The organism is Paenibacillus salivarius, from assembly GCF_051307165.1.
Classification (GTDB): Bacteria; Bacillota; Bacilli; order Paenibacillales; family Paenibacillaceae; genus Fontibacillus.
The window spans coordinates 4,060,312-4,080,802 of sequence record NZ_CP195592.1 but is presented as its reverse complement, the minus strand read 5'-3'; the positions used below and the strand labels follow the sequence as shown (position 1 = coordinate 4,080,802).

At 48.8% G+C, this 20,491-nt stretch carries 20 protein-coding genes and 1 riboswitch; of the genes, 7 read left to right on the top strand and 13 right to left on the bottom strand.

Annotated elements, in window-relative coordinates:
* Positions 1 to 177: 177 nt before the first annotated feature.
* Entirely contained in the window at positions 178 to 522 is a 345-nt protein-coding gene (locus ACSFXJ_RS18860) for a DUF805 domain-containing protein (RefSeq protein ID WP_435921952.1), read from the bottom strand.
* Positions 523 to 788: 266 nt separating this feature from the next.
* Here ACSFXJ_RS18860 and ACSFXJ_RS18855 point away from each other — a divergent pair, with 266 nt between their 5' ends.
* The 3 genes from ACSFXJ_RS18855 to sdaAA all read left to right on the top strand — a co-directional run bounded on the left by ACSFXJ_RS18855 (position 789) and on the right by sdaAA (position 4,526).
* Positions 789 to 2,519, top strand: coding sequence for a cellulase family glycosylhydrolase (locus ACSFXJ_RS18855; protein WP_435921951.1), 1,731 nt, complete (start codon positions 789 to 791; stop codon positions 2,517 to 2,519).
* 164 nt (positions 2,520 to 2,683) lie between these two features.
* A riboswitch (glycine riboswitch) is annotated at positions 2,684 to 2,798 on the top strand.
* A gap of 150 nt (positions 2,799 to 2,948) precedes the next feature.
* Positions 2,949 to 3,614 (top strand): L-serine ammonia-lyase, iron-sulfur-dependent subunit beta, encoded by a 666-nt coding sequence (gene sdaAB / locus ACSFXJ_RS18850; protein ID WP_435921950.1) that lies wholly within the window; start codon positions 2,949 to 2,951, stop codon positions 3,612 to 3,614.
* 21 nt (positions 3,615 to 3,635) lie between these two features.
* Positions 3,636 to 4,526 (top strand): L-serine ammonia-lyase, iron-sulfur-dependent, subunit alpha, encoded by an 891-nt coding sequence (gene sdaAA, locus ACSFXJ_RS18845; protein WP_435921949.1) that lies wholly within the window; start codon positions 3,636 to 3,638, stop codon positions 4,524 to 4,526.
* Here the strand turns inward: sdaAA and ACSFXJ_RS18840 are convergent.
* A complete protein-coding gene (locus tag ACSFXJ_RS18840; protein WP_435921948.1) occupies positions 4,523 to 5,107 on the bottom strand; it encodes a TIGR00730 family Rossman fold protein in 585 nt (194 codons plus the stop codon). The genes sdaAA and ACSFXJ_RS18840 overlap by 4 nt on opposite strands.
* A gap of 178 nt (positions 5,108 to 5,285) precedes the next feature.
* Here ACSFXJ_RS18840 and ACSFXJ_RS18835 point away from each other — a divergent pair, with 178 nt between their 5' ends.
* Positions 5,286 to 6,044, top strand: coding sequence for a stalk domain-containing protein (locus ACSFXJ_RS18835; protein WP_435921947.1), 759 nt, complete (start codon positions 5,286 to 5,288; stop codon positions 6,042 to 6,044).
* 122 nt (positions 6,045 to 6,166) lie between these two features.
* The gene (locus ACSFXJ_RS18830) at positions 6,167 to 6,337 is read left to right on the top strand and encodes a hypothetical protein (RefSeq protein WP_435921946.1); all 171 of its coding nucleotides are present in this window, start codon (positions 6,167 to 6,169) and stop codon (positions 6,335 to 6,337) included.
* Positions 6,338 to 6,397: 60 nt separating this feature from the next.
* Here the strand turns inward: ACSFXJ_RS18830 and ACSFXJ_RS18825 are convergent, their stop codons facing one another.
* Positions 6,398 to 7,363: an alpha/beta hydrolase gene (locus ACSFXJ_RS18825; protein WP_435921945.1), complete on the bottom strand. Its 966-nt coding sequence runs from the start codon at positions 7,361 to 7,363 to the stop codon at positions 6,398 to 6,400.
* A 196-nt stretch (positions 7,364 to 7,559) separates the two neighbouring features.
* On the opposite strand from ACSFXJ_RS18825, the gene ACSFXJ_RS18820 reads away from it, so the two are divergent.
* On the top strand, positions 7,560 to 8,480 hold the full coding sequence (locus ACSFXJ_RS18820; protein WP_435921944.1) for a GNAT family N-acetyltransferase: 921 nt from the start codon (positions 7,560 to 7,562) through the stop codon (positions 8,478 to 8,480).
* A gap of 41 nt (positions 8,481 to 8,521) precedes the next feature.
* On the opposite strand, the gene ahpF is transcribed toward ACSFXJ_RS18820, so the two are convergent.
* The 8 genes from ahpF to ACSFXJ_RS18780 form a co-directional block, all read right to left on the bottom strand.
* Positions 8,522 to 10,054, bottom strand: coding sequence for an alkyl hydroperoxide reductase subunit F (ahpF, locus tag ACSFXJ_RS18815; RefSeq protein ID WP_435921943.1), 1,533 nt, complete (start codon positions 10,052 to 10,054; stop codon positions 8,522 to 8,524).
* 14 nt (positions 10,055 to 10,068) lie between these two features.
* Complete coding sequence (ahpC, locus tag ACSFXJ_RS18810) at positions 10,069 to 10,632, bottom strand: alkyl hydroperoxide reductase subunit C (RefSeq protein WP_435921942.1); 564 nt, start codon at positions 10,630 to 10,632, stop codon at positions 10,069 to 10,071.
* A gap of 295 nt (positions 10,633 to 10,927) precedes the next feature.
* Complete coding sequence (locus tag ACSFXJ_RS18805; RefSeq protein ID WP_435921941.1) at positions 10,928 to 11,698, bottom strand: ABC transporter permease; 771 nt, start codon at positions 11,696 to 11,698, stop codon at positions 10,928 to 10,930.
* A gap of 13 nt (positions 11,699 to 11,711) precedes the next feature.
* Positions 11,712 to 12,497 carry an ABC transporter permease gene (locus ACSFXJ_RS18800; protein WP_435921940.1) on the bottom strand — a complete coding sequence of 262 codons (786 nt, stop codon included), beginning with the start codon at positions 12,495 to 12,497 and terminating at the stop codon, positions 11,712 to 11,714.
* Positions 12,494 to 13,222, bottom strand: a complete 729-nt coding sequence (locus tag ACSFXJ_RS18795) for an ABC transporter ATP-binding protein (RefSeq protein WP_435921939.1) — start codon at positions 13,220 to 13,222, stop codon at positions 12,494 to 12,496. Before ACSFXJ_RS18795 ends, ACSFXJ_RS18800 begins: the two co-directional genes overlap by 4 nt.
* Before the next feature lie 300 nt (positions 13,223 to 13,522).
* A complete protein-coding gene (locus tag ACSFXJ_RS18790) occupies positions 13,523 to 14,413 on the bottom strand; it encodes a putative RNA methyltransferase (protein ID WP_435921938.1) in 891 nt (296 codons plus the stop codon).
* Between the two features lie 346 nt (positions 14,414 to 14,759).
* A complete protein-coding gene (locus tag ACSFXJ_RS18785; RefSeq protein ID WP_435921937.1) occupies positions 14,760 to 16,373 on the bottom strand; it encodes an ABC transporter permease in 1,614 nt (537 codons plus the stop codon).
* A gap of 22 nt (positions 16,374 to 16,395) precedes the next feature.
* On the bottom strand, positions 16,396 to 17,277 hold the full coding sequence (locus ACSFXJ_RS18780) for an ABC transporter ATP-binding protein (protein WP_435921936.1): 882 nt from the start codon (positions 17,275 to 17,277) through the stop codon (positions 16,396 to 16,398).
* A 321-nt stretch (positions 17,278 to 17,598) separates the two neighbouring features.
* Between ACSFXJ_RS18780 and ACSFXJ_RS18775 the strand changes: the two genes are divergently transcribed.
* Entirely contained in the window at positions 17,599 to 18,195 is a 597-nt protein-coding gene (locus tag ACSFXJ_RS18775; protein WP_435921935.1) for a TetR/AcrR family transcriptional regulator, read from the top strand.
* Between the two features lie 63 nt (positions 18,196 to 18,258).
* On the opposite strand, the gene ACSFXJ_RS18770 is transcribed toward ACSFXJ_RS18775, so the two are convergent.
* Both ACSFXJ_RS18770 and rlmD read right to left on the bottom strand, forming a co-directional pair.
* Positions 18,259 to 18,828, bottom strand: coding sequence for a DUF4256 domain-containing protein (locus tag ACSFXJ_RS18770; RefSeq protein ID WP_435921934.1), 570 nt, complete (start codon positions 18,826 to 18,828; stop codon positions 18,259 to 18,261).
* A gap of 93 nt (positions 18,829 to 18,921) precedes the next feature.
* Positions 18,922 to 20,454, bottom strand: a complete 1,533-nt coding sequence (gene rlmD / locus ACSFXJ_RS18765; protein WP_435925809.1) for a 23S rRNA (uracil(1939)-C(5))-methyltransferase RlmD — start codon at positions 20,452 to 20,454, stop codon at positions 18,922 to 18,924.
* Positions 20,455 to 20,491 lie beyond the last annotated feature (37 nt).

The window sequence follows — 20,491 nt, the reverse complement described above, 5'->3', positions numbered from 1 at the left end:
TGGACGCGCTGACTTGGACAAGTTGATTGCACTTGTGTCCCATCCATAATATACCATCAAAATCTATTATTTTCTAGTTTTTACAGTAAAAAATTTCTATAGATACCATATGACAACAAAAACCTCCACCATTCATGGTGGAGGCTGATGATGAATCGGGGCCAGCGATTCGTAAAATTAATACTTCGGATTAGGTCCGTATTTGTTCGTCCCCGGGTCACTGTCGAGGCACATAAATACCAGCAAAATAATGCTGCCGGCGATCGGAACCAGGCTGATCAGAATCCACCAACCGCTTTTGCCGGTGTCATGCAGCCTGCGGAACACGACCGCGAGGGAAGGGATCAAAATAGCCAATGAATACAAGCCGCTCAGTATACCGGGGAGACCGATAATGGCTTCGATGATTCCCAGAATGATGCCGGCAATGAAGTTGAAAAGGACAAACATCCAATATTCCTTCCGCCGCGCTCTCCCCGAAAAGCCTACATAATTTTGTAAAACTTTGAGATACCATTCCATGCAACAAATTCCTCCCAAACTAAGTATGATTTTCTTTTGAACTATGTATATTCCTTAAAAATCTGTTCTATCTATATATAAGATAAATTTCAAATTTCGACAATCTTTTTTTAAATAATTAAATTGCTGAATTATTAATGACTGATTTATATATGAAATCTCTTTAAATTTGTAAGGTATTAATGCAGCGAAGCGTTATGGTAACTTAGTTATCGAAAACGCTTTCATTGCCAAGTTGATATCATGAAAAAGGGGAGGAAGCTTTTATGAGCAACAAGAAGAAATCAAGATCGATTCTGTCGATGGCGATGGCGGCAGTTCTGCTGCTTTCCGTGTTTTCATCGGCCGTTTCCGCAGCGCCCGCCCAGGATAAGGCAAAAGCCGACCGCGGAAAAAGCAAAATTCAATCCTACGTCGACGCGATGCAGCCCGGCTGGAACCTGGGCAACACGTTGGACGCTACCGGTGAGGACGAGACGTCTTGGGGTAATCCTAAAGTCACCAAGGAACTGATTCAGAACATCGCCGCCCAAGGTTACAAAAGTATACGCATTCCGGTGACCTGGGGACAGCATATGGGAGAAGCCCCGGACTACAAAATTGAATCCGCTTACCTGGACCGGGTCGATGAGGTCGTGAACTGGGCGCTCGACGCGAAGCTCTATGTCATGATCAACATGCACCATGATTCCTGGCAGTGGGTAAGCCATATGGAGAAAAACCACGATGAAGTTCTTGCCCGTTACAACGCGGCGTGGACGCAGATCGCGGACCGGTTCAAAAATCATTCCGACAAACTGATGTTCGAAGCGATCAACGAACCACGCTTTACCGACGGCGGAACGACGGATAAGGCCAAGCAGTACGAAATGCTGAAGGAATTGATTACTTCTTTCCATAAAATCGTAAGAGCTTCCGGCGGGAAAAATGCGGAACGCCCGTTGGTCATCCCTACAAGGGAAACCTCCCCCGCACAAGAAGATCTGACCGAACTGTACAATACAATCGTGGAGCTGAACGATCCGAATTTGATCGCAACGGTGCATTTTTACGGCTTCTGGCCGTTCAGCGTAAATATCGCCGGTTATTACAAATTGGAAAAAGATACGCTGAACGATCTTACGACCACATTCGACAATGTGCATAATACCCTGGTTGCTAAAGGCATCCCGGTGATTTTAGGCGAGTACGGACTGCTGGGCTTCGATAAAAATACCGGCGTCATCGAGCAAGGGGAAAAACTGAAGTTTTTCGAAATTTTGATGAGCTACCTTAACGAAAAAGATATTACCCACATGCTTTGGGACAACGGGCAGCACTTCAACCGCACTACATATCAATGGTCCGATCCCGAACTGTTCGAGATCATGAAAGAAGGATGGAAGAGACGTTCCGGCACCGCCGAAACCGATCTGATTTATTTGAAAAAGGGCGAGGCCGTCAAGGACGCAAAAATCACGCTGAACTTAAACGGCAATCAGTTGACCGGACTGTTCGCGGGCAGCGAGAAGCTGCAGAAGGGGACGGATTACGAGCTTGCCGGCGACCAACTGACGGTGAAGGCTAGCACGCTAACCAGATTGACAAGCGCAGGGGTTCTCGGCCAAAACGCGATTTTGACGGCTCGGTTCAATAAAGGTACGAATTGGAACTTTAAAGTGATCATTTATGATGCTCCCGTATTGAGTAACGCAACGGGAACGACCGAAGCTTTTGCGATTCCGACCAAGTTTAACGGAAATCAATTGGCTACCATGGAAGCGGTGTATGCAGGCGGCGGCAACGCCGGACCGCAGGACTGGACTTCGTACAAGGAATTCGGATATACGTTCGCTCCTTCTTTTGCAACCGATGAAATCAAGCTGACTCCCGAGTTTTTCAAAGAAGTAAAAGACGGAGAGGTCATGTTGAAATTCCATTTCTGGAGCGGTGAAATCGTAGACTACAAGATTACCAAGAAGGGCACCGAAGTGACCGGTCAGGTTATGCAGCCATAAGGGCTTGAAAGTTCGGAGAGGATGGGCGGTAAGATTGCGCCTGTCCTTTTTCGTTTTTTACCGGGCGGTCGGAATTGCATTTCGTGTATATATTAGTCGGGCTATTTTCGGACATTGACTTTATGTCCCCGCCATTTTACATTGTTGGTAAACCGAAAATGCGAATGACGATGACGGGAGAGTCCGCGAGCGGATCGGCGATAGCGGCACCGAAGGAGCAAGCGGCGGTTTTGCACACCGCCTTCGAATCTCTCAGGTACAAAGGACCATCATCCGACGCGACTCTGGAGAGAGCGACAGGCCACCTACGGGGTACATGTTCCTTGTTAACGAAGGGAACATTAAACTCTCTGGTAAAGGGGACAGAGGAGAGGCAGCATGCCTTTTCTTTGTCCTTTTTGTTATATATGAACAACGGGAGAGATGCAGATGCGCTTCAAAAATGTGTTTTCCATTATCGGTCCGGCGATGATCGGCCCATCCAGCTCGCATACGGCAGGAGCGGCGCGTATCGGGAGATTTGCACGGCAACTGCTTGGAACGGAGCCGCGAGAAGCAAGGATTTGTTTTTACGGGTCGTTTGCGGAAACGTTTAAAGGGCACGGCACAGATCTGGCTGTCGTTGGAGGAATTATGGACTACCGGACGGATGACGAGCGCATCCGGAATTCGATCCAAGCCGCGGAGGATTCCGGCATTGAGATTCACTTCGCCACGGGGGCAGCCCCCGGAGCGCATCCGAATACGGTCAAAATCCGGTTGTCCGCGGGGGAGCGGCAGTGCGAGGTGACGGGGGCTTCCATCGGCGGAGGAACGATCTCCATCCGGAATATTAACGGTTTTGAGATAAAATGCTCCGGCGAGCTGCCGACGCTTGTCATCGAGCATGCCGACCGCCAAGGGGTGTTGGCGGGAATCACGGCGTTGTTCAGCAGGGAAGATGTCAACATCGGCTTCATCATCACCGACCGCAAAGGGAGAACCGGCGAGGCACTGACGGTCGTAGAAGCGGATTCTTCCATTCCGGTCCCGTTAATTGAAGCCATTCGCTCTCTTCCCCACGTTGGCCGGATCGCTTCCATTCATCTAGACTGAAAAATAAGGAGCGGATCATAGATGCGGTTTCGCAATTTGAAAGAGCTGGTCGGGGTGTGTGCTAAGGAAGGAAAACCGATCTCCGAAATCATGCTGGAGGATCAGGCGGAGGAGAGCGGACAATCGAGGGCCGAGATCATGGAGATCATGACGGACTACTACGGAATCATGAAAACGGCCGTTCAACGAGGTTTGACCGAGGAGATTACGTCGACGAGCGGGTTGACGGGAGGCGATGCCAAAAGAGTGGAAGCGTACCGGAAAGGCGGGGAGCCTTCGGCCGGAGATATCGCCTGCCAAGCGATGGCCTATGCGCTCGCGGTATCGGAGGTGAACGCTTCGATGGGTCGAATCGTCGCCACCCCGACCGCAGGCTCCTGCGGGATTATTCCGGGCGTATTCGTCAGCGCTCAAGAACGGTTCGGCTGGGAGGACGAGCATTTGGTACGCGGCCTGTTCTGTGCCGGAGCCATCGGCTACGTCATCGCCAACAATTCCTTCATTTCAGGAGCGGAAGGAGGCTGCCAGGCCGAAATCGGCTCGGCGATCGGCATGGCGGCCGGGGCGATGGTGGAGCTGCGCGGCGGCACGCCGGAGCAAGCGGTCCATGCCGTGGGCCTGGCGCTCAAAAATACGCTCGGCCTCATCTGCGATCCGGTGGGCGGCCTGGTGGAGATTCCGTGCATCGTCCGCAACGGGTTCGGCGCGGTCAACGCGCTTGCGGCGGCCGATATGGCTTTGGCCGGCGTAAAAAGCGCCATCCCGTCCGACGAAGTCATCGACGTGATGCTGGAAGTCGGCTCGGCGATGCCGAGCAGGCACAGGGAAACCGCTCAAGGAGGTCTTGCCCAGACCCCCACCGGACGCAAAATCATGAAGGAGCTGCGGGCGAAGAAAAATAAACGTCCTTAGACCTGCTGCTCGCTTCTAATGAAGGTTTTGACCGTAGGCGGTTCATACGCCAAAAATTGATCCAGCAGCCCGCCCGGCGTACTGTCGACCAAAGCCATGGAGCGGAATTTTTCCTGCAGAAACCGCTCGTCGGCCATATGATTGAAAAATGCGATCAGAAGATCGTAATATCGATTGATGTTCAGTAAGCCGCAAGGTTTGTTATGCAGCCCTAATTGCGCCCACGTGAAAATCTCGAAAAATTCGTCCATCGTTCCCGTACCTCCGGGTAGCACGACAAAGCCGTCCGCGAGTTCGGCCATTTTCGATTTTCTTTCGTGCATCGAATCCACGATCACCAATTCGTTTAAGTTTTTATGCGCAATTTCCCGGTCTTTCAAAAACGCGGGGAGGACGCCGATCGCCTCTCCGCCCTCCTTCAATACGGTGTCCGCGACAGTTCCCATCAGCCCGACGCTGGATCCTCCATAAACGAGCGTAAGTCCTCTTTTGGCCAGTTCCTTTCCCAAAGCGACGGCCCCTTGGGTGTACGCTTCCGATGCTCCGGCGCTTGACCCGCAAAACACGGCGATTCTGTTCATTTCCATTGCCTCCTTATCTCGCAAAAAGGATGATTTTCGTAATGACATACGCGACTTTCGACCGAATTCGTGACTTTCCGACTATTTTCACCGTAATTCATTGATGCCCTTCCATTTAGTTTAGTATAGTTGTGTTAAATACATAAAAATTTAAATAGAAAGGAAGAAGAATTTAAAAATGAAGATGAAAAAAACGTTTATGATCGGTACGGCAGCCGTGCTGCTGCTGACTTTTTCGGCAGGGGCCAGCGCCGCTTCGACGCTGCAACGGATCCAGGCCAATCTGAACCATGGCATTTCGTTCTTGCTGAACGGCGAAGCCTGGACGCCTAAAGACGCAAACGGCGGGACAGCGGTACCGATCAGTTATAAAGGAACAACTTACGTACCTCTCAGAGCCGTAGCCGAAGCTACGGGGGCCGATATCGAATGGAACGCCGCCAAACAGCAAATTTCCATCTCGGCAGCGGCAGGGAACGATGAAGTTGCCGGGCAACCGAGCTCCGGCGTAAGAACTCCATTCGGCGTCAATAACGTTTCCCATCTCAAATGGAGTTATTACACTAGCGGAATTACGCGGAACAAGGACGAGCTGCTTTTCGGAGAAACCCAATATGAAACTGCTTTTATGGTAAGCGGTATTAACAGTGCAGGTCAAGGCGTTGCGTTTAAAATAAAGGAAGGAACCAAGCAAGTCGGCGTGCTGGTCGGTTTTAAATACCCGAAGGACGACAAAACGTATACCGCTTCTTATACCATTAAGGATAAAAATGGTCAGGCTCTGGCCACTGGAGAAGTGGAAAACGGCAAAGTGACCGACAACGTGCTGGTTCTTCCGGACAACAAGACAACCGAATTGTATGTAGAATTTAAAGCGCCGGCGGGAGGCTCGGCCAAAGGTTTCGTCATTTGGGACGAAAGCTGGCTGGAAAACTAAATAGACTGCGATCGGAAAAGCACCCTTTGGGGTGCTTTTTTTGACTGAATACGACAAAGGGCCGCCGGGCATGTTATATCCGAAAAAACGCGCTGAGCGCCAGTAGAAGGAGGAACAGGGAAATGAGCAATAAGATCGAAACGATTCGCGCGGATCATCAAAATTTCCTCGACAAGACGGAAGACGAAGTAAAGGAAGTTCCCGCGACGACGAATGTAAATGACGCCGTGGAGGCCTTCACCGCCCATATCAACAAATATGACGAACCCGAGGAAAAAGAGGAACAAAAGTAAGACGGGAATGAAAAGAGGGGCCGTAGCCCCTCCGATTGATTTCAAATGAAACCTTACATATTACAGCTGTACATACTTACCGACAAAATTCCATACCGTGTTCCAGTATTTCACCGGATCGGTGTTTACGGCGTCGCCGTGACCGGCCCCCGGGACGCTTAGCTTCTCTTTTTCCACCTTTGCGGCATCATAAACTTCATCCAGCATGGAGAAAGGAACGAAGGTATCGGCCTCTCCATGGATAAACAGCATCGGGGTTTTGCTTTTGGCGATTTGCCCCAAGGCGGAGGCTTCGTACAAATCGTAACCTGCACGGATTTTGGTGACCGTATTTGCGGCGTTCATGACCGGGAATTTCGGCAGGCCGAACAAGTCCTTCAGCTGGTAGGTAAAAATGCCGACAACGGACGAATACCCGCAGTCCTCGACGATCACTTTTACGTTGTCGGGAAGCGTCTCGCCGGACGTCATCATCACCGTCGCGCCGCCCATGGAGACACCTAGGAGTGCGATATTTGCGTCAGGGTCTTTTTGAAGGATTTGATCGATCCATAGCAGCATATCTTTCCGGTCGTCCCAGCCCATGCCGATATAATCGCCTTCGCTTTCCCCATGTCCCCTGAGATCGGGGGCCAGTACGTTAAAGCCCTTCTCATGGAAATTTCTGACCCAGGTCGTCATTTGCGAGCTTCGACCGTTATAACCATGCACGATAATGGCCCAATTATGGGTTTGTTGTTCCTGCTCATAGACAAAACCGGCCAATTTCAACTTTTGTTTATCGCCGGAAACGATTGTCATACGGATAGGCGGATGGTTATCCATAAATTCCTCGTTCGCGGCATCGTTCGCCTCCATGGCCGAAACGGAAACGGCTTCCGTAGGGGCGAGATTGGGGTTGCCTTCCAGGAATTCTTTTTTGTCTTTGGCATTCAAAGCGAAATTATAAAAGTAGTTTCCGACAAAAAAATAGGCGATGATGACAATAACCAGGAGGATGGATACAATGACGGCTAACTTTTTCATGAAACGAACCCTTTCATAATATACTTACCGGTTGATTTTCGGCATTCCCGATTATTATAGCAAAACGATAGCAAGCCTTATATGAGGCAGGAAAAAATAATTATAGAAAACTAGGCTATTGAAGTCGGTTTCAGTGAAATGTTATCGTTATGGTAAGTTATGGAATTTGGGGTTTGCTAATGAGGAGGCGGGGAAAATGTTGAATCCGTCAACACAAATCGAGATAAGAAATTTCCGCCACGAGGATATGCCGCTGTTAGGCGAGCTTTATCAATCCGTTATAGCCAAAGAAAACGCGGTATTTTGGTGGGTGGGGGACGAAGAATACTGGTGCAATGTGTATTGTGCCTTTGATAACGGACAAATGGTCGCGAAAGGCCAGATCAGCATTATTAACATTGTTCCGCCCGGCCGCTCGGCGGACAACAGACATTCCGTATTTATCAATCTGAAAACGGTTCCCGAAAGGGAAGAGGACACGGATTTGCTCGACCGGGTCTACTGGTGCCTGCTGGACAGGGCATTTCAGCTCAAAGAAATGCTGCCGAAGGAATACGGAACGAATCTCTGTGTAGGAAACGATGCGTCGGAGACGGCGAACAACCGGTATTTTCTCGATAAAGGATACCGTCATTTGAATAGCTTGTATCGTATGGACAGGGACTTGGAAGAAACCATTCCGGAAATGAAGTTGCCGGACGGGTTTCATTTGTCCCATTGGAAGATGGAAAGCGCTTTGGAGGAAAGGGAGTACCTCTCTCTGGAGGCTGAGATCTGGCCGGATACGCCGCTGGGACATGAAAGGCTGACTCAATACAAACAGAATGAGCTTTGGACATCCATTAACGTTCGCTATGATCATACGATTGTCGGCGGGCTAATGGTTTGGCGAGAGGGAGAGCAAGGCGTCATTGAGGACGTGTTTGTCCGGGAGCCGTGGAGAAAACGGGGAATCGCCAAGGCGATGCTTATCCATGCACTGGATTATCTTCAATCTCACGGGCTGAAAGAGGCCTATCTGATGGTACTGACCACGAACGAATCGGCATTGTCTCTGTACGAATCGGTAGGTTTTCGAGCGGTCAGGGAGGAAGTACGGTATTATATCGAATTGTAATCATGCAAAAAAAAGGAGGGGGAAGTCCCCTCCTTTTTTGTTTAGTTGCGGATCAGATAATCGAATGCGCCCAAAGCGGCGGTCGCTCCCGATCCCATCGAAATGATGATTTGCTTGTATGCGCTGTTCGTGCAGTCCCCTGCCGCGAATACGCCGGGCATGCTCGTAGCCCCGTGATTGTCGACAACGATTTCGCCGAACCGGGTTTTCTCAAGCGTATCGCCAAGCCAGTCGGTATTCGGAACAAGACCGATTTGAACGAATACGCCTTGCAGTTCAACATGCTGTTCGGTGCCTGTATCGCGTTCGATGTAAGTAATTCCGTCGACCTTGTCGGTTCCCGTAATTTCTTTCGTTTGAACGTTTTTAAGGACCGTAACGTTCGGCAAGCTGTACAGACGCTTCTGGAGCACCTCGTCGGCTTTCAGCTCCGGTGCGAATTCAAGCACGGTAACATGCTTAACGATGCCTGCAAGATCGATCGCCGCCTCGATGCCGGAGTTGCCTCCGCCGACTACCGCGACATGCTTGCCTTCGAACAAAGGACCATCGCAGTGAGGGCAGTATGCCACGCCTTTATTTTTGAACTCGGCTTCTCCGGGTACCCCGATATTACGCCAGCGGGCACCAGTGGAGAGAATAACGGCTTTACTTTTAAGAACCGCACCGTTCTCCAGTTCGACCTCGATAAGCTCTTTCTTCTCGAGACGCTTGGCGCGCTGCTGCTTCATGATATCGACGTTGTACTCTTTGACGTGTTCTTCCAGGCTAGCCGCGAGTTTAGGGCCTTCCGTATATTTCACGCTGATAAAGTTCTCGATGCTCAAGGTATCGTTCACCTGACCGCCGAAGCGTTCTGCAACGATGCCCGTGCGAATCCCTTTACGGGCGGCATAAATCGCCGCGCTGGAGCCGGAAGGTCCGCCGCCGATCACAAGCACGTCGTAAGGCTCCTTATTGGCAAACTCCGATGCGTCAGGGCCGCTGCCGATCTTGGCAAGAATATCGTCAACGGTCATACGTCCGCTTTCGAAAAATTCGCCGTTCAGGTAAACCGTCGGCACTGCCATGATGTTCTTGCTTTCCACTTCATCCTTGTATGCAGCTCCGTCAATCATCGTATGCGTAATGCCCGGATTGAGAAGGCTCATCAAGTTCAAGGCCTGCACCACGTCAGGGCAGTTGTGGCAGCTCAAACTGATATATGATTCGAATTTATAATCGCCGTTAATGCTTTTGATTCTTTCGATAACGCTATCTTCCACTTTAGGAGCTCTGCCGCTTACTTGCAGCAGCGCCAATACCAGGGAGGTGAACTCGTGTCCGAGCGGAATGCCCGCGAACGTGATGCCGGTATAGTCTTCACCTTTGCGGTTGACGCTAAAGCTTGGCGTTCTTGGCAACGACGTTTCCTCTACCGTAATTTTGGAGGACATGCTGGCGATTTCATTCACCAGCGCCAGCATGTCTTTCGATACGGCATCGGACCCCGCGCTAACCTTGAGCACTACGTCTCCTTCCATGAGTTGGAGGTATTGCTCTAGTTGTGTTTTGATTTCTGCGTCCAGTGCCATTGTATCTCTCTCCTTTAGATTTTGCCTACGAGGTCAAGGCTTGGTTTCAAAGTTTCGCCGCCTTCTTTCCATTTTGCAGGGCAAACTTCACCCGGATGGTTGCGAACGTATTGAGCGGCTTTGATTTTGTTAACGAGCGAGCTTGCGTCGCGGCCGATGCCGTCAGCGTTGATTTCCACAGTTTGGATCACGCCGTCCGGATCGATGATGAATGTACCGCGGTCTGCAAGACCGGCTTCTTCATTCAGGACATCAAAATTGCGGCTGATCGTATGGGAAGGGTCGCCGATCATGATGTAAGTGACTTTTCCGATCGCTTCGGAGCTGTCATGCCATGCTTTATGTGTAAAGTGAGTATCTGTCGAAACGGAATAAACTTCAACGCCAAGATCCTTCAAAGCAGGATATTGTTCTTGGAGGTCTTCCAGCTCGGTTGGGCAAACGAAAGTGAAGTCTGCAGGATAGAAGCAAACAACGCTCCATTTACCTTTGAAGTTTTCCTCGGTAACCGTGATGAAATTTCCGTTTTGATATGCTTGCGCAGTGAAGGGCAGGACTTCTTTTCCAATAAGTGACATCTAAATACTCCTCCTTAAAAATGTGTTTATCAATAATATAGCCTGTTCGGACCAGCGTAATCAAACAAGCTATAATTATTATTTATAATTATTATTATTTAGAAATGATTATCTTATCTGTTTATAAGACTACACAATCTTATTGTAAACTGTCAAGAAATCTGATAGACCCTCATGAAAGATTCATTTTCAAAGTATTTGTGAACAAAATTGGGAGAAAGCACGGGGAAAAAGAAGAGCCCCGCCGTGTACTTCGGCAGGACTCGCATCTTTCAGCTGTATGGATTATGAAAAATCAAATCATTTTTCTTTGCCATGTCACGAAGCTTATGAACGCGCAGGCGATAAGGATACCGAGCGAATAAATCCAAAATGGGGGATAGCCTTCCGGCCGGAGTGCAAGCAATATTTTCTGAAAAGGATCGGCTAAAACCACCAGATTCATCGCAACTTTAGAGTACAGAAGGAAGGATAGGATAAAGACGGTGACGAACGCCACGAGAGGTCTTGATATAAATAAACAAACCGCACTGCAGAACATCAATTTGGACAGACTCGCAAGCGCAAATAATGCATAGAATTTTAAACTGTACAGGATCGCCGCGGATCTATGAACGGATTCGCTTGAACCGTACAACGTCATCGTATCAGCCTTTGGAAAGAGCAACCAGGACGCCGCCGTAACAAAAACAAACGTAAATCCGATCAAAATGATCGTTGTGGCAGCCAAAGCCAAAAGCTTGCTCAACCAGATCTGAAACCGGGGGAACGGACGCAGTACATATAGACGGTATGCTCCGGAATGGATTTCACCGCTCAACTGATTGACGTAAATGACGGGGAGTACAACAAGCGTAAGCACCAGAGAAATCCCGTCCATCATAAACCAGGGCACATTTAGATCGTTAAGCTCGATCCGGCCCGCGCCAAATCTCAGGCTTCCCGAGCCGTTCAACACGCCGCCCCAAATGTTGGCCGAGATTAAAAGTATAAAAATGAGGTACAACACAAGCATTGATTTCTTTTTCCAGATTCGTTCCATTTCACTCGTCCATGCCCCGAGCATATGTACATACCTCCTAGTGCAAATAATCATCTACCGCAAATCGACGATGGGCAGTCCATATAAAAACAACCATATAAAACGCTAAAATGATAGCCATTGCCCCAATGGATGCCATATTCCCGTTTAAGCCGGAGTATAGCCCCGTATATTGCATGTACGGAATTAATGCGTAAGCAACCAATTCATGCATAAATGTCCCGTTTGCAAATAAATCCGCGAAATATAAATACAATCCGTCGAACAGCAACGCAACCAGAACGTACCCCACGGAGAGACCCAGCATGTAACTTACATTTCTGCTGATAAGGGCCACATAAGAAAAGAGACACGATATTCCCGATAAAGTGAGATAGGCCATAAAGTAATATTGAATTATCGTTAATATTACCGCCCAAGAATCCTGGTTTTCGCCACGATGCGGAAACTGCAGCAGCCCTATAACAGCCAGCGAAATTCCCATCACGATCAGCAAAGCCAGGATCAACAGATTAATCACGAGCAGTTTGCTGAAAAATATGCGGGATCTGGAATATTGACGCAAAAACAAAAGCCTTAACTGTCCCCCGCGATACTCCTCGGTAAATACGGCGGCAACCAGAGCGGCAACCGCGATATTACACATCAGATATAAATTGAATTGTAAACCTTCGATCATAAACAAGCCGGCGGACATCTTACTTGAGCCGTCCGGGAAAGAGCTTCCTGCGACATAAGCAAGAACCGGCGCGCAAATAAACAAACACCATGTCCATCGGTTTCTCAGCAACCGTTCAAGTTCGCTTATTATTAATGCCTTCATTCCTGCAACAGCTCCAAAAAAGCATCCTCGAGCCTTTGCCCGTCCTTCACCAATTTTTCCTTAGGTCCCTTCCAAATAACCGAACCTTCGCGAATCATGATGAGCTCATCGCACATTTGCTGCAGTTCGTCGAGCAAATGACTAGAAATAAAAAAGGCCAAATTTTCGGACTCCCGCAATTTATATATAATGTCCCGAAGTTCTCTCATTCCTATAGGATCAAGTCCATTGGACGGCTCATCAAGCAACAACAGTTTCGGGCCGCCGAGCATGGATTGGGCGATTCCCAGCCTTTGCTTCATCCCTAAAGAGTAAGTGCGTACTTTATCGTCGCCTCTTTTTTCCAAACCGACCGTAGTTAACAGCTTTTCGATATGTTCTTCCCTTTGGTTCGAGTTGATGGTTGGATGCAGCCGCGATAAATTTCGCAGCACCTGTCTACCGGTCATATATTCGAAAAACACCGGGGATTCGATGATCGCTCCAACTCTGGCGATGGCTTGCTGCCGCTCCGAATTTACGCTATATGAATCAATCCGGACCTCACCCGTCGTAGGTTGGATTAATCCGGTCATCATCCGCATTACCGTGGTTTTACCGGCTCCGTTAGGACCGATAAAGCCATAGATCTTGCCTTGTTCCAGTTGGAATGAAGATTCATGAACAATGGTTCTTTTGCCGATCGTCTTCGTGATTCGGTTTACTTCCATAACAATATTCGTCACTGCCATACCTCTCTTTTCCGGAAAGATCAACAACCAGCCTTCGGCTTCTGGTAGATTACACCAAGAGGGGGAGGATGTGACCGGGCCGGAGACTAGAGAACAAGCTGGACCATAGTCCAGATATGGGATACTCTGGATGTTCGAAGTTCGATGTATCGTATTGGCGAATGGACATAAAAAAACTCCCCTCCGGCTGACAAGGTTTGAATCCATGTCACCATGAACTCATGTCTGCCAAAAGGGGAGAACACCGCCTCACTGGCGCTTCTCTATATCAAACTTCAATTTAACCGAGGGTGGTCACTTTTTTCCGAGCAAGATAGAAAAATCAAACGTAATATCAATTTTATCCCGGTTTCGAACATGCCCGATGAATTCCTCCGATGCCCCCCAGGACAATGGAGTCATTCGGATCAATGGCTCGATATGCTCATGCTCCAAAGCTGCAACGTATTGAACGCGCTCCATATCCACAAGCTCAAAGTTTTGTTCAAAAAGGTCGATTGTATTTTGATTCGAGTATTCGCCTTTGTCCGTACGTTCGTAGAAAACATCCCTAAGCTCCCGAAGGTAGCCCGGTCCCGGAATCACCTTAATGACCTTGCCGTCATCCGCAAGCATTCTCTTAAACTCGGCATAGTTGGATGGCGACAAAATATTGAGGATGAAGTCGAAATGTTTGCCGGCGAAAGGGGAATTCGCGAGATCGGCGACACACCAGATCATTTCGGAAGCCCCTTTCGAAGCCATAACAATTCCTTCCTTCGAAATATCTATGCCTACTCCCAGCATATCCAAATCGGCTTGTTTCATTAGCTTTTGCCGTATTGCGGACAAATGCGACCCTTCGCCGCACCCCGCATCCAATACTTTTACGGGGTTCCCTGCTGGTGCCGGTTCCAGCCCGCCCATGATGATTTCGGAAACCCGGTTAATTAAGGGGTCAAAAAGACCGAGTTCGATCACCTTTTTTCGGGATGCAAACAGTTTTTTATCGTATTTCGTTTTGGGAGGACGCGGCAGTAAATTGATGTAACCTTGCTTGGATATATCAAAACAATGATTGTCGGAACAGACCAAGCTTTTGAAGTCCGCTACCTTCATCGGATTTAAACAAATCGGGCATAAAAAGATTTCTTCATACTCCGAGATTAGACTCGCTCTTACCGGCTTATTATTCGATTTGATCACAAGAACACCTCATTCATTCATGTTTAGTAAATGAAAAAGGCACAGTTAAATAAACCCTTGTCAAATTTCAAAAAAATGACATGAGCTAAATGACTGTACCTTCCATTAACGTAAACGAATGAATTGGATGATCATGATAAACACCTCGAGTGAATTTTGACGATAACGAAAGCGGCGTACCGCTTCTGTCATATTATATCGGTAATCGGGGAGTTTGCGTAACGAAAAAGAAGGGTTGGAAAATCTTTTTTCAGATTCTCCGACCCTTCCGCTTATTTTCTAAACGACGCGTCGTTCCGGCAACAATTCATGTTGTTGATTCAAATGACCCTAATCGCAGTTGATATTAAGCACCTTCAATCATATCCCGTTTGTGATATCCCATGTAGCCCAAAACCACCAAGGCAATACTGATGGCTGTCATCGTAATAAAGGTTGCTGCATCAAACGGATCTACCGGCATCCGCGGAATCCAGCTTTGAACTGCCGTTTTAGAGAACCATTCCGGCAAATCCAAAATGCCGCCAAAGTAGTTTAAAGCAAAAGAATAGCCAAGATAAGCATAGACGGCTTTACCCAGTCTTGGTGCCCAACCTATAGTCAAAGCGGCAAGTCCGGTAAAGAACAACACGGAAGGCAGGAAGTTAAAACCTGCGGCGAAAAAATCCCCCATATTCATGCGCGAGCCGTCACCCATTGCAGAAATAGCCGTTCTACCAAGTCCGCTTGTTGCCAGCAAAGTGCCGACGATTCCGGCAACGATGGCCAATACGACACTCGTCCAATAGAGCTGAGCCCGAGTCACTTTAGTAGCATAAAGCTGGCTTAAATGCAGCCGCGCTTCTTCCGAGAATAGTTTGTTCATGATGGCAATCGGCAAAATGGAGACCAATCCCGTCATGACCATCATAATGGTACCGGTGAAGGCTTCTTCGATGGAAGCGCCGGATATCGTAAACATTTGACTCATGAGTTCGTTGCTTTCAAGAAAAGTCTGCATATCTCCATAAATCGAACCATAGGCCGCTCCCATGATGACGAAAGCTATCATCCAGCTGATCATTACGCCTTTGTTCAGCTTGGCAAACAAGCCGGGTACGGACAGCAATGATTTTTTTGCCCACTCCCGGCCTTCTCGTTCGGGCAAATAACCTGTCCCCATATCCCGGCCGCCTTCAAGGGCAAAAGCGATGATCACGACAATGATGCTGAAGGCTAGGGCCAAAATCAGGGGTATCCAATCGTTTTCCGTAAATGGATAAGTCAGATAAGTCCAACCCATCGGATTGATCATGGAGAAATCTACATTCGACACATCCGTACCGGCCCGAAAAATATAAAGCAGGCCGACAATTCCTAGCGATGAACCGGTTGCACCGGATGAAGTCGGCATAATTTGGGCCATGACTAATGCAATTGCGGCTCCCAATATCCCGGCCATCCCGATGGATGCGCCAAACAAAAAGGATCCTTCGGCCGAAATCGTTTCTACGCCAAAACTTGTCATAATTCCGGCAATAATAAGGGCTAATATAATATTGATGACGACGACTTCGGCAATCACCGCAAGCGAATTGGCTTGCCGACCTACTCGAAAGGAGCGGACGAGTTCAGTAAGTCCAAGATCCTCTTCTTTGCGAGTATGGCTTACCACATGCAAAGCGGCGATAATCATCGCAAACAAACCGCAGAACAACAACATTTCGTGCCCGTACATCGCACCTAAAGTATAATCCGCTGCAGCCTTAACCGGTGTCGGACCTACCATGGAGATCATGGCCGGATTTTGCATGGTCTCATACATTCCCTGTAAGCCTTGCCCCTTGCCGATTTCTTCGAAAGCCGGAACAAAACCGGCCGAAAACAGGCCTATACCTAAAACCCAGATGATGATTTTTTTCCAGTCACGCTTGAGATATTGAACGAATAGTACGCGCGAATGTGCAAATTTTTCTTGCATCCTAATCTCCTCCGTTTCGCTCTTAGACTTCATAATGACGCATGAATAAGTCTTCAAGCGTAGGCGGCACTGACTCGAATTTCTTGACGCCCAATTTTGCCGCTTCGGACAGAATATCATTGATAAATTCGTTATCTGCGGAGAATGTCGCTTGATTGCCGGATTGCTTGAAATCATGGACACCGTTAACGGATGCCATTCTAGCCACATTGCCTTGCGTTACCATAGTTACGGTTGAACGTGTTAAGTGACGCAATTCATCCAATGTCCCGGTTTCAACCACTTTGCCTTGGCGAATGATAACCACCTTATCGGCCAGACGTTCCACTTCGCTCAAAATATGAGAGGACAGCAAGATGGCTTTCCCCGCATGCTTAATTTTTTCAACTTCATCCTGGAAGACGGCTTCCATCAACGGATCAAGGCCGGAAGTCGGTTCGTCGAAAATATACAAATCGGAGTCCACGGACAAAGCCGCGATCAAGCCGACTTTTTGCCGGTTTCCTTTGGAATACCCTTTGGCTTTTTTCTTAGGATCCAATTCAAACCGTGTAATCAAATAGTCCCGTTTAGTTTTGTCTCCGCCGCCATGCAATTTCATAAATAAATCAATGATTTCGCCGCCTGTTAAGCTGCCCCAGAGAGCCACGTCCCCGGGAACATAAGAAATTCGTTTATGAATCTCAAGGCTATCCTTCCACACATCTTTGCCAAAGATTTTCGCAACTCCGGCATCCCGATGGATGATTCCGAGCAAGGTGCGAATCGTTGTTGATTTCCCCGCGCCATTCGGCCCGATAAAGCCGACAACTTCCCCGGCATTCACCGTAAATGACACGTCATGCAATGCTTTTGATTTCCCGAATCGTTTTTGTAAGCCCTGCACTTTTACAATTTCCGTCATAGCACTAAAACCCCTTTTAACCAGTTTTAGTAACGTGCTTTCCAGTCTAAAACAAAGATTTACCTTGACAAATAAAGAACTAATTATCGACATTAAGTTCATATATTCGCAGTATTTGCTTTGTTTTAAACCAAAGTTCATTTACAGATTCAGTTATACACCCGCTTATTGGCATAGTCAATACAAAAAAACATAAGTTTAGAACTCTTATGTATTTTATAATTCGTAATTTCGCTATATAATAAATTAGGAAGGTGAAATACGAACTAAATCCTCCTTGATAATTTTTAATTAAAATAGTCGAAAGCAGGAAAATAAGGAATGAATGGTTTTGAAAAGAGGACACAAGCGAAGAAAAATCAAGTTCTGGAGGCAACTTTTAACTTGATGAATACCGAAGCCGGCATCGAAAATGTAACGATGGATGAGATTGCTAAACATGCCAATGTCGGTAAAACGACGATTTTTAAGTATTTTGGGAGCAAAGAAAACCTGATCCTTGAGGTGTTTAAGTATTTTTTAACTCAAATGGGGGAGAAGGCCCGAAAAATCATGGCCGAAAATAAGCCATTCGAAGAAACGCTCATTGCCATGAGTCAGATCAAAATTCATTATCTGGAGAAGATCAACAAGCAGTTTTATTTCGATTTAATGGATTATTTTACGAAGAAGGACGAGAACGGTTTATCACTGATGATGCAGGAGCATGTCAACGAAAGCTACAGTCTCATGTTGGATTTATTTCACCGCGGTCGGAAAGAAGGCAAGGTTGATCTGAAATATTCGGATGAATTTCTTCTGATTTATTTCCAGGCCCTGGTTGAAGGGATCTCCAGCCCGCATATCTACCAGAGGATCCTCCCTTATACCGCCCAATGGACGGAATTGCTGATAAAAGGTGTTGCGCCAAGCAAATAAAGCACATAAATAAGACAAACCGCCAATCCAGTGATAACACTGTGTATTGGCGGTTATGAATATTTAGACCCTTAGCGAGCCTCGGAACCCCCTTGCCGCATAGTAGGATTCCGCCCCGTTGTGGTACACAAAAACGGTGTCGTAGCGACGATCGCAAAAAAGTGCTCCGCCGAGTTTTCTAATATTGGCAGGCGTTCTCACCCAACTGGATGTTTTCATATCGAAGTTTCCAAGTTTCTGCAGGTCCCGGTATTGTTCTTCCGTTAAAAGCTCAATGCCCATGGCATCCGCCATTTCGATCGCGCTATTTGCCGGTTTATGTTCTTTCCTTGACTCCAACGCTTCACGGTCGTAACAAACGCTTCTGCGACCCTTAGGACTTTCCGCCGAACAATCATAAATAATATATTCGCCCGTCTCTTTATCATGGCCGACGACATCCGGTTCTCCGCCGGTAGATTCCATTTGATGAAGCGACCACAGTTTTTCGGCGTTAGCTGCAAGCTTTTCTTGTACCTTAGCCCATTCAATCCCCTGATGGCGGTTCATGTTTTTCTCAAAACGGACTTTCAATGTGTTGAGAAGTTCTTGAAGTAGTTCGGGTGACAACTCCTTGGTATTGCTGTTTGCCATTTCGGATCCCCCTTTGCATACAAATTTTTAAAAACATCCCGGTACGTTGGTCGACTCGGAAAACTAGAAGAAATAAATCAGCCGAGGGAACTTCTAGACTCCGCTCCGCGTAAGTAACACCGTACACTCCACATGGCTTGTCTGCGGAAACATATCGACCGGCTGCACCCATTCGACCTTGTAGCCGCCGCCTTCCAGCACTTTGCAATCTTTAGCCAAGGTGGACGGATTGCAGGACACGTAGACGAAGCGCTTCGGCTTCGTGCGCAGTACGGCGTCGAGGAACCGGGCGTCCAGGCCGGTGCGCGGCGGATCGGCGACGATGACGTCGGGGGCGTAGCCCGCCTTTGCCCAGCGCGGAAGCAGCTCTTCCGCCTGGCCATGATAGAACGAAGCGTTGGTTCTGCCGTTGCGGACGGCATTCGCTTTTGCGTCTTCCACGGCCTCGGGGATCGTCTCGATGCCGCGGACCTCGCGCGCGTGCGGCGCAAGCCACAGGCCGATCGTGCCGGTGCCGCAGTAGGCGTCGACCACCGACTCCCGGCCGGTGAGCCCGGCGGCGCCGCGCACCGATTCATACAGCTTGACCGTCTGGATCGGATTCAGCTGGAAGAACGCCCGCGGGGACAGCGTGAAATCAAGATCGCCGAGCGATTCTTGAATGCTGTCCTCGCCCCAGAGGATGAACGTCTTGTTGCCGAACACGAGCGACGTGTTCTTCGGATTGACGTTCATCGCGATGCTGGTCAGCTCCGGCATGGCTGCCCGGAGATCACGAACCAGCTCTTCCCGCCGCGGGAGCTTGTCGTTTACCGTGACAAGCGTCACCTGAAGCTGGCCGGACTGGAACCCCCAGCGCACCACGATGGTGCGGACGAGGCCTTCGTTGCCTTTTTCCCGGTAAATCGGGATGCCCAGCCGCTGCAGCACATTTCGGGTCCGATCGACCGCTTCGTTTACCTTCGGGTGCTGGATCGGACAGCCGGTAATGTCGATCAGCCGGTGCGAATCCATCGCATACAGCCCGGCGATCACGCCTTCCTCCTGCACGCCGAGCTGGAGCTGGGCTTTGTTGCGGTAATCCCACGGATGATCCATGCCGAGAATCGGCTTCATCCGGATGTCCTGCAGCCCGGCGTACCGGGAAAAGGCTTCGCGAACGATGTCCTCTTTGGCGGCGAGCTGGCCCTCGTAAGACAAATGCTGAATTTGGCAGCCGCCGCAAATGCCGAATACCGGGCAAGGGGCGTCCACCCGGTATGGGGAGCGCTTCTCGATTTCAATCAATTTGGCGGCGATGAATTTCGGTTCCGTTCGGGTGACCTCCGCCTTGATCACCTCGTTCGGGAGCGCGCCCTCGATGAAGACGGCCTTCCGTTTGAAGTAGCCGACGCCCTCGCCGTTGATGCCGAGCCGCTTGATCGTCACCACGATGCGGTCGCCCGGGCGGATCTCCTCGGCGGAAGACCCGGCGACGATCTTGGGAGCCGGTTTCTTTCCTTGCGATAGACGGCGGTTGTCGACGGAACCGTGGGCGGCGCCGGATTTCTTTTTGCCGCCGAACGGGGTTCCGGATGATTTTTTCGATATATGGTTAGCTGTCGGTTCTTTACGGGATTTGTTCATGATCCTTGTCCTTTTTCTGTCAGATTGGTCGATAATA

What these genes read in the sequence shown, in the direction of transcription:
- ACSFXJ_RS18860 (WP_435921952.1), bottom strand. Translation starts at nt 522, where the DNA reads ATGGAATGGTATCTCAAAGTTTTACAAAATTATGTAGGCTTTTCGGGG.
- ACSFXJ_RS18855 (WP_435921951.1), top strand. Translation starts at nt 789, where the DNA reads ATGAGCAACAAGAAGAAATCAAGATCGATTCTGTCGATGGCGATGGCG.
- sdaAB (WP_435921950.1), top strand. Translation starts at nt 2,949, where the DNA reads ATGCGCTTCAAAAATGTGTTTTCCATTATCGGTCCGGCGATGATCGGC.
- sdaAA (WP_435921949.1), top strand. Translation starts at nt 3,636, where the DNA reads ATGCGGTTTCGCAATTTGAAAGAGCTGGTCGGGGTGTGTGCTAAGGAA.
- ACSFXJ_RS18840 (WP_435921948.1), bottom strand. Translation starts at nt 5,107, where the DNA reads ATGAACAGAATCGCCGTGTTTTGCGGGTCAAGCGCCGGAGCATCGGAA.
- ACSFXJ_RS18835 (WP_435921947.1), top strand. Translation starts at nt 5,286, where the DNA reads ATGAAGATGAAAAAAACGTTTATGATCGGTACGGCAGCCGTGCTGCTG.
- ACSFXJ_RS18830 (WP_435921946.1), top strand. Translation starts at nt 6,167, where the DNA reads ATGAGCAATAAGATCGAAACGATTCGCGCGGATCATCAAAATTTCCTC.
- ACSFXJ_RS18825 (WP_435921945.1), bottom strand. Translation starts at nt 7,363, where the DNA reads ATGAAAAAGTTAGCCGTCATTGTATCCATCCTCCTGGTTATTGTCATC.
- ACSFXJ_RS18820 (WP_435921944.1), top strand. Translation starts at nt 7,560, where the DNA reads ATGTTGAATCCGTCAACACAAATCGAGATAAGAAATTTCCGCCACGAG.
- ahpF (WP_435921943.1), bottom strand. Translation starts at nt 10,054, where the DNA reads ATGGCACTGGACGCAGAAATCAAAACACAACTAGAGCAATACCTCCAA.
- ahpC (WP_435921942.1), bottom strand. Translation starts at nt 10,632, where the DNA reads ATGTCACTTATTGGAAAAGAAGTCCTGCCCTTCACTGCGCAAGCATAT.
- ACSFXJ_RS18805 (WP_435921941.1), bottom strand. Translation starts at nt 11,698, where the DNA reads ATGCTCGGGGCATGGACGAGTGAAATGGAACGAATCTGGAAAAAGAAA.
- ACSFXJ_RS18800 (WP_435921940.1), bottom strand. Translation starts at nt 12,497, where the DNA reads ATGAAGGCATTAATAATAAGCGAACTTGAACGGTTGCTGAGAAACCGA.
- ACSFXJ_RS18785 (WP_435921937.1), bottom strand. Translation starts at nt 16,373, where the DNA reads ATGCAAGAAAAATTTGCACATTCGCGCGTACTATTCGTTCAATATCTC.
- ACSFXJ_RS18780 (WP_435921936.1), bottom strand. Translation starts at nt 17,277, where the DNA reads ATGACGGAAATTGTAAAAGTGCAGGGCTTACAAAAACGATTCGGGAAA.
- ACSFXJ_RS18775 (WP_435921935.1), top strand. Translation starts at nt 17,599, where the DNA reads ATGAATGGTTTTGAAAAGAGGACACAAGCGAAGAAAAATCAAGTTCTG.
- ACSFXJ_RS18770 (WP_435921934.1), bottom strand. Translation starts at nt 18,828, where the DNA reads ATGGCAAACAGCAATACCAAGGAGTTGTCACCCGAACTACTTCAAGAA.
- rlmD (WP_435925809.1), bottom strand. Translation starts at nt 20,454, where the DNA reads ATGAACAAATCCCGTAAAGAACCGACAGCTAACCATATATCGAAAAAA.